Annotated in this window: 5 protein-coding genes; all 5 read right to left on the reverse strand. The window is 23.9% G+C overall.

The genetic code is table 11. From position 1 onward, the window contains the following. Positions 1 to 42 precede the first annotated feature (42 nt). Positions 43 to 3,219, reverse strand: a complete 3,177-nt coding sequence (locus tag ACYUET_RS17330) for a DEAD/DEAH box helicase (protein ID WP_460281715.1) — start codon at positions 3,217 to 3,219, stop codon at positions 43 to 45. A gap of 256 nt (positions 3,220 to 3,475) precedes the next feature. Further along, the gene (locus tag ACYUET_RS17335) at positions 3,476 to 3,988 is read right to left on the reverse strand and encodes a J domain-containing protein (protein WP_460281717.1); all 513 of its coding nucleotides are present in this window, start codon (positions 3,986 to 3,988) and stop codon (positions 3,476 to 3,478) included. A gap of 162 nt (positions 3,989 to 4,150) precedes the next feature. Further along, positions 4,151 to 5,821 carry a GH3 auxin-responsive promoter family protein gene (locus tag ACYUET_RS17340; RefSeq protein WP_460281719.1) on the reverse strand — a complete coding sequence of 557 codons (1,671 nt, stop codon included), beginning with the start codon at positions 5,819 to 5,821 and terminating at the stop codon, positions 4,151 to 4,153. A gap of 21 nt (positions 5,822 to 5,842) precedes the next feature. Beyond that, positions 5,843 to 8,284, reverse strand: a complete 2,442-nt coding sequence (gene recQ, locus ACYUET_RS17345) for a DNA helicase RecQ (RefSeq protein WP_460281720.1) — start codon at positions 8,282 to 8,284, stop codon at positions 5,843 to 5,845. A gap of 365 nt (positions 8,285 to 8,649) precedes the next feature. Next, positions 8,650 to 8,901 (reverse strand): phage holin family protein, encoded by a 252-nt coding sequence (locus ACYUET_RS17350; RefSeq protein WP_460281722.1) that lies wholly within the window; start codon positions 8,899 to 8,901, stop codon positions 8,650 to 8,652. Between the last annotated feature and the right edge of the window lie 307 nt (positions 8,902 to 9,208).

Genomic DNA, 9,208 nt, shown 5'->3' on the forward strand with positions numbered 1-9,208 from the left:
AGTAAATACTAATATTATAAATATAAACTTTTAGTTTTAATATTATATCTTAAATAGCTCTAATAGTTCATCTTTATTTAACTTATTTAACAATCCATCTTCTTTTAATTCACCTGTTATAATATCTTCTATTAAAGATTTCTTATCTTCTTGAAGTAATAATATCTTTTCTTCTATACTTTCTTTAGTTATTAATTTTATTACTTGAACTACATTTTTCTGCCCTATTCTATGAGCTCTATCAGTAGCTTGTTCTTCTATCGCTGGATTCCACCATGGGTCAAAATGTATTACCATATCTGCTGATGTTAAATTAAGACCTGTCCCTCCAGCTTTTAAAGAAATTAAAAATATCTTTAATTCTTTATTATTATTAAATTCTTCTACAAGCCTAATTCTTTCTTTCGAAGGTGTTGAACCATCTAAATAAAGATACTCAATCTTTTCATTTTTAAGTTCATTACAAACTTTATATAATACAGATGTAAATTGAGAAAATAGTAGAATTTTATGATTATTTTCTATTGATTTTTTTATTAATTCTTTTGCTATATTAATTTTTCCACTTCCACCTTCATATTCTTCTACAATAAGCGATGGATCTAAACAAAGTTGTCTAAGTCTAGTTAAATATGAGAAAATAGTTATTCTATTATTACTATTTTCTATTTGTTTTAATTTATTTTGTATATCCTTAATATAAGTTTTATATATTTTCTTTTGATCTGTTGTCATTTCCACAAAAAATTTATTTTCTATTTTATCTGGTAGTTCTTTTATAACATCTCTTTTTAGCCGTCTTAATATATAAGGCTTTATCATTATTCTTAACTCTTGCTTAGATTTTTCGTCTTTATTAATAAATCTTTTAGAAAATACCTCTTTGCTAAAAATATATCCTGGCATTATAAAGTCGAATAAAGACCATAAATCAATTAAGTTATTTTCTATAGGGGTCCCTGTTAACGCGAATTTTATTTTGGCATTTATACTTTTAACTGATTCTGTTACCTTAGATTTAGGATTATTTATATTTTGAGCTTCATCTATAATTAAATTATCAAATTTTATATTTTCGTATTTTAAGCAGTCATTTCTTAGGGTTCCGTACGTTGTAATTAAAACATCATATTTTTTAATATCCTCTAATACCTTAGTTCTATTTTTTAACTCTCCATGTACAATTCCTATCTTTAAACTTGGTGCAAATTTTCTAAATTCTTCATACCAATTATATATTAAAGAAGTTGGCGTTATAACTAAAGACTTTTTGTTTGACTCTGAAAGTAAAAATGAAATTATTTGTATAGTCTTACCAAGTCCCATTTCATCGCTAAGTATTCCTCCAAATCCTAAATAACTTAAACTTTTAAGCCACTTATATCCATTTATTTGATACTCTCTTAAAGAGGCTTTAAGAGTTTTAGGCACTTTAAATTCTTCTTTATTTATATAATCTAACTTATTTGAAATTTCATTAAGAACTTCTCTTCCTATAATATTAAATTCTTCTTTATTTAATCTTTTATTTAAATAATATAATTTATTTTCATCAATTAAATATGAATCATCTTCTTTAATTAAATCTATATTTAAGTTTTCTATTAATCTTAAAAAATTTAATACTTTCTCATCTTCTAGATTAACAAAGCTCCCATCATCTAATTTAATATAAGTTTTCTTTTCTTTCCAAGCATTATACATTGTATGTAAATCACTTTTACTTAAATCATCTAATGAAAATGAAAATTTAATATTATCTTCTTTATCTTTGTTTAAAAAATATTTAATATCCGAACTCCTATATAACTTAAAATTATTCTTTTCTTTTAAATAATTAATTTCTCCTATTTTCTTTATATGATTTATTCCATATTTTAGAAATTCATAATATTCATCATCATTTCCCTGAAATATAAACTTTTTATCTACACAGTAAAATCTATATTTATTGAATTCACTTTCAATATTTCTAATTTTTCTAGACATTTTTAATATTCTATCAGAAGCTAATCTTTTATCACTATAGTCTATCTCCTCTTTATTTTTTATTATCTTAACTTCACAAATTTTTTCATCTAATTTTTTTGAAAAGTTAAACTTAAAATCTATTAAGTTATCTAAATCATTAATAATATCCTGCTCAATGTTAAATTCAGTTGATATTTTATCTAATAACAAAATTAAATCATTAAGTTTTTCTATACCAACCTCATTATAAATTCTAATTTCTTTATTCTCTTTAAGTTCTTTATAAAGTTTACCGTACGCTTTAAGGTGATTTATAGGCGAAATATATATTTCCCTATCATATAAAAACACATTCATTTTATTATTAAGTGATATTGGAAATACTTTTTTAGTTGTTAAAACATAATCATCTTTTATTTTCTTTAATGTAAAACTTATTGGTAACTTACTCTTTTTTATATCACATAAATAACTTTGATAATCATATTTAAACTTAATTTTCTTTTCACTTATAATACTTAAAAAACTCCTTAAATTTTCAGGAAATATTTTTATAGTCTCTCCTTTAAAGTCATTTTTACAAATTGATAAATATTCTTCTATAAAATTAATTAGACTTTCATCCTGTTCATTAAAACAATAATTTTTTGGACTATAAATAAGACCTTTTCCTATATAAAAGTCTTTTCCACCTACAATGTTCTCTATAAATTCTTTAATATTTATTAAATGCTTAGTTGTATTTCCAACAAAAAAACTAGCTTCAAAATAATCTCCACTTTTGTCTTTTACTTCTCTTAAAGCTACATCTATCTCTAATTGTTTCTTATCTATATTTTTATTTATTATATAATTAATTAAATTATTGCTTAAATCTTTTCTGCTTTGTTCTTTAACATATGTATTTTTAACTTTAATTTGCTTTTTAGCTTTATCAAAAAATTTTATAATTATTGCAGCTAAATGTTCACAAATAAATATACTATTATAAGTATTCTCTGATTCAAAATTATGACATTCACATTTAGTTAATAAAATTTCCCCATTTTTTAAATCTATCCTTATGTGTGGATTATAATTAATAATAGTATTATCACCTTTTATTTTTCCATATAAGTTATAAAGTCCATTAATATTTTTTCCACTTACTCTAATTATTCTATTACTCTCTAAAATCTTTGTTCCATTTATCAAACTCACTCTAGATATATTTTTAAGCAATTTTAATTCTAAATCTGATATCTTCAAAATTCTCACCCACCTTAAATAAGCTTAAATAATCAAATCTTTTCAGATTATAGCTATATTTTAAAATAGTGTTGATATACTCTTAAAATATAGTCTAGATTACTTAAGCAAAACATTTTATATGTCAAAAGGAGCTTAGAGACCGGCGAAGGACACTCTAAGCTCCATAATTAGCACTTTACGTACCAACTGCTTATTTAGAATAACATAATTATTGTTTAATAGCAATAGTAAACTATATTATTTAATTTTTTAATTAACACATTCCTCCGTTTCCTCCACCTCCTCCGCATGCATTCATATTATTATTGTTATTAAAATTATTTTTATTACCTGTATTTTTTCTTGCATAATTAGCTGCAAATTCCATAACTTTTGATTGAAGTCTATTCAGACTATTTAAATATTCCATATTATTCGGCTCTATTTCAGTTGCTGTTTTTAGATAAGATAAAGCAGTATCAAACCAACCTTTTTGTACTGCTATAAAACCTTGAAGATAATTCCATTCTGCTGAACTTCTATTATCTGCAACATTTAATTTAGCTTCAGCAGCTAAAAAATTATTTTTTTCAATTAATCCTCTAACCTCCTTATACAAATTCCCATTAATAAGTACATCATATGCTATATTCGCGTCTTTAAGTATAGATTTAGAATATTCATCTCCCTCAATCACAGTACATTCTTCTACTATCTTTCTATATTTATCTCTAATTTCTTCTTCTGATGCATTTTCATTTACACCTAAAATTTTATAGGGATCCAAATTATTAACACTCCTCTAATATTTATTATTACTCTATAATAAATATATTTATTAATATTCATATTATTACTTAAATAGTTTGCTTTAATTTTAAGTAAATAAATAAAGGACTATTTCAAAAACCTGATTTTTTTTGAAACAATCCCTCATTTATAATTTTATCTATACTTTTAACAACATATCATCTTTTATATAATCTTTAGAAATAACTCGTGGAACCTTTAATTGTGCTCTTGCTGCTCCTTTTTTTACAAACTTGTCCTTTAAATTATTGAATGTTCCTTCTTCTACAATAACCACCTTTAATTGATTAAGTCTATTATTATCTCTAAATCTTCCATATGCTAAATTAGCATTTTTAAGTTCAAAATCTAATTTTTTCTCAATTTCTATAATATCACATTCATTATTAAAATTCTTAAGTTCTAAATATATGATATATCTTCCTGGAGTATTATCCTTATCTGGATAAGTAGTATAATCAACTAGCTTTAAATTTAGTTCACTAACAGTTTTATCTATTGCAGACTTTAAATGCTCTTCTGTAGTTTTTTCAGACACCATATTTAATAACTGATTTTTTCTATATAAAAATTCTATTTTGGGAGATTTATTATAAAGTCCTACAACTTTAACAACATCACCAAGCCTATATCTATATAATCCATTTAAATTAGTTACAACTATCTCATAACTTTTGCCTATAGTAATTTCATCAATATTACTTGTAGGCGGATTCTTTTTATCTATATTCTTTACGTCTATAAACTCAAAATAACATGAATCTGGTAACAGTACATATTCTACTTTATTAATATAAGGATTAATTCCTATCATTCCTTCACTTGCACCATATGCACTTGAATAAATAGGTAGCTTGTCTATATAAAATTCAACATTATCATTATATACTGAAAAATTTGCTCCAGTTACACATGCAATATAAGCTATTGATGGCCAAATTCTTTTAGCTATTCCATTAAACCCGTTATTAAATTCTTTTTCTAATTCATCTGCTCTTTTTTTAGATGCATGTAACTTTTTATTAAGTTTTTTTCTAATATCATCATCAAGAATTATATTTTTATTTATTTTTCCACTTCTTATATCTTGAATTAATAATTCATGCTTTTCTTCTATAAATCTGAAAAAATCCAAAATAGTGGATACAAATAATCCACTTATATACATTAAGTTTTTATCAGCTAATGCAAATAATGCATGTAAATAAAAAGCTGACTCCTTATCTTTTAATTCCATTACTTCAACAGGTGATGTCCAGATAAATGGAATTATATTTTTAAGTGATTTCATACCTCCAGAAGAAGCTGCACTTATTGGAATACCTGCTTCAGTATGATTTGCTACAATTATATCTGTAATCATAACTCCTTTTCCATAATTCCATTTATATTTTAAATTATTGTATACAAATTTTTGAGGTAATAATCCATTGTATTTTGAAGCAACCGACTTTCCTGAATTAGTTATTGGTATTAGCTTTTGAGTTCCCGTAGTTCCTGAAGTACGCGCTAAATAAGATACGTCCTCTATTGTTAAAATATTCTTTTTACCATTTGCCACTTCTTTTATATATTCTTTATAATAATCATAAGTACAAAGTGGAACATTTTGTTTATATTCTTCTATAGATTTTATTTTACTAAATTTATGTTTTTCTCCAAATTTAGTATTTGCGTTATTATTTAAAATTTTTAATAATAAATCTGTATTTACTTGTTTTGCATTACTAGTATTATATTTAAACTCTTTTTCTATTTTTCCTGAAAGTTTTAACATAGTTAAATATAATAGCTTACTAAAAATTTTCATAATAAATTCCACCTTATTGCTTTATTTTCCTAAAAAATATTTATTTAAAATAACTGCTCTTATTGCTTCATATTTTATATATGGTGGAAGATTCTTCTTTATTACACTTACTTTATCATATCCCACTTTTTCACATACTTCACTTATCAATTTTTCCTCTTCCTCATTATAAAACTCTTCTAAATTTATATTAAAACCATATTCTCCAAACTCTTTAATATAATCTGTTATATATCCTAAAATAGTAGAAATTGATACCTCTATCTCATCACATATTTCTTCTAAATCTTTACCTTCTTTAAGCATATCTAAAGCAATTTGATTAATTTCTCTGTCTTCTCCATCTATAATAACTTTTCTTTTTTTCTTATCAACCCAATTTACTTCTATATTATTTTCTAAAATGTAGTCATTAACTATTGAGATTAATTTTTCTCCATATGATGAAATTTTCTTTGGACCAATTCCACTTATATCTTTTAATTGTTCTATATTAACAGGATATCTTCCGCTTATTTCTTTAAGTGAAGTTTTAGATATTATCATTTTAGGAATTGTATTTTCCTTTTTAGCTAATTTACATCTAATCTCATTTAATTTATCGAATAGTTCTTTATTAGTAGTTATATCTAAATGAATACTTTCTATTATCGCTTCTTCTTTTTCTGTCATCTCATTAGATAATTTAATATTATTTTCTTCTACAAAGTCCTTTATTGCATTCTCAAAAGCTTCTCCATATTTTTTATACTTTACTTCTCCCACTCCAGATATATTAAGCATTTGTTCTTTATTTATTGGATATTTTATTGTCATTTCTTTTAGTGTTGCATCTCCAAAAACCACATAAGGAGGTACTCCATTTTGCACTGAAATCTCTTTTCTTATCTCTTTAAGAATTTCAAACAATTGATTATCTTCTCTAACTTTCTTCTCTAGCTTAAATTCTTTAAATTCAACCTTTTCTTCTGATTTTAATACTTTCATTGATCTTTGATTTAAACCTAAAACAGGATATGTTCCATTAACAACAGAAATATATCTATGGGAAATTAAAGTATTTATAAAATTTTTAAGTTCTTCACTTGAGTAATTCTTCATTATTCCATAAGTTGAAAGTTCATTGAATTTAAATTGAATAACTTTTTTATTTTTTGACCCTCTAAGAACATCAACAAGCATACCTGATCCAAATTTATTTTTCATTCTATATATACAGGAAAGTACTTTTTGAGCATCTATTGTCTTATCTACTATTTCTCCTTCATTTAAACAGTTACTACAATTATCACAATCATGATCATAAACTTCTCCAAAACAATCTAATATATATTTCCTATAACATTCATTGCTATAAACAAAATCAGTCATTTCATTAAGTTTTTTATATTGATTATTCTTTCTTTCAAAATTTTCAATTGATTGTTCTATTAAATACTTTTGTATTTGAACGTCTTGAGGAGAAAACAATAAAATACACTCACTTTTTTCTCCATCTCTTCCTGCTCTACCTATTTCTTGATAATAACCTTCTATATTCTTAGGCATATTATAATGTATTACAAATCTTATATTAGGCTTATCTATCCCCATACCAAATGCATTAGTTGCTACCATAATATTAGTTCTGTCATATATAAAATCCTCTTGATTTTGCTTTCTAATATTCTCTGAAAGTCCTGCATGATATTTAGTAACTGAATAACCATTAGATAATAATTCTTCATATATATGATCAACTTCTTTTCTAGTTGCTGCATAAATTATTCCAGAAGAATCTTTATTATTAGTCATATAATTATGCAGATATGCCTTCTTATCTCCAGATTTTATTACATTTATAAATAAATTTTCTCTATCAAATCCAGTAATAAAAATTTTAGGATTATCTAAATTTAATAACTTTACAATATCTTCTCTGACTTCTTCTGATGCTGTTGCCGTAAAGGCAGTAATTATAGGGCGTTTTTTTAGTAATCTAATAAATCCCGCTATCTTTGTATAACTTGTTCTAAAATCATGTCCCCATTGAGAAATACAATGTGCTTCATCTATAGCTATTTGAGATATATTACAATTAGATATAACATTTAAAAAGTTATGTGACTCTAATCTTTCTGGTGCTATATATAATATCTTACACTTTCCTTCTTTTATATCATTTATAACCTTTAACTCTTCAGATGCATTTATAGAACTATTTATAAATTCTCCTTCTATTCCCATGTCTTTCAATGCATCTACCTGATCTTTCATTAAAGAAATAAGAGGAGAAACAACTATTGTCAATCCTTCAAATATAAGCGCAGGGATTTGATAACATATTGATTTACCACCACCAGTTGGCATGATAGCTAATACATCATTTCCATCTACTATTTTTAAAATTATATTTTCCTGCCCTTTTCTAAAAGATTTATATCCATAATATTTCTCTAAAATCTCTAGTTCTTTACTTTTCATTTAAATATATTCTCCTTAATTTTTTAATCTATATATATGTTCTAATTAGGTTATTACATTTGTAATCTTTTATATAAAATTATATCTTTAATTAACAATATCTAGTTAGAAGCATATATATAATAAATTTTTCTATCTAAGTTCCCCACCATGCTAATAAGCAATACTATTTATAAGTATTCTAAAATTTATATTAATGAACAAACTTTATTTGAATTTATATATATTAATTATTAACCTATATTCATAATAACTAATCATAAAACCATTTTACCATAATAACTAAAAGAATATAATTATATAAACAGAGTTCTTAGTTTCAGATTAAGCTTGTTTTTATCTGGACTTTAGAACTCATCTCCATATTAACTGTCTTTTTTGGACTGCTTAAATAATTGATTCGTGTATACCGTTGCCCCTGTAACTAGAATTCCTTGAATTGCAGCTTGTACATTAAAACCCATTAATAGCATTGCTCCTATTACTCCTAAAAATAATAAAATAAGTGGTATATATTTGTCTGAAATACTTTCTGTATTTTTTATAACTAATCCAACTATATATAATGCTGGAATTAATATTAAAGCATTTTCTGTTATATATTGCATAAAATCCATTAATTCAACCTCCTTTTTTAATATGATTATGTAAAATAATTATTTCAAATGGTATATACTAAAGATCTTAATAAATATTATAAATTTCTTAAGATATAAACTCCTATTTTAACTTATATAAATAAATTATGCTTAATAATAGTAACTAGAACTTTTTAATATATATGTTCTAATTAAGTTATTACATTTATAATCTTTTATATAATTTTTATAGAAAACTATATCTTTAATTAATAATGTCTAGTTAGAAGCATATATATAATATATTTTCTATATAAGTTCCTCACTATAGTAATCAGTAATATCA

The sequence above is a fragment of the Clostridium sp. CTA-5 genome (assembly GCF_054768135.1).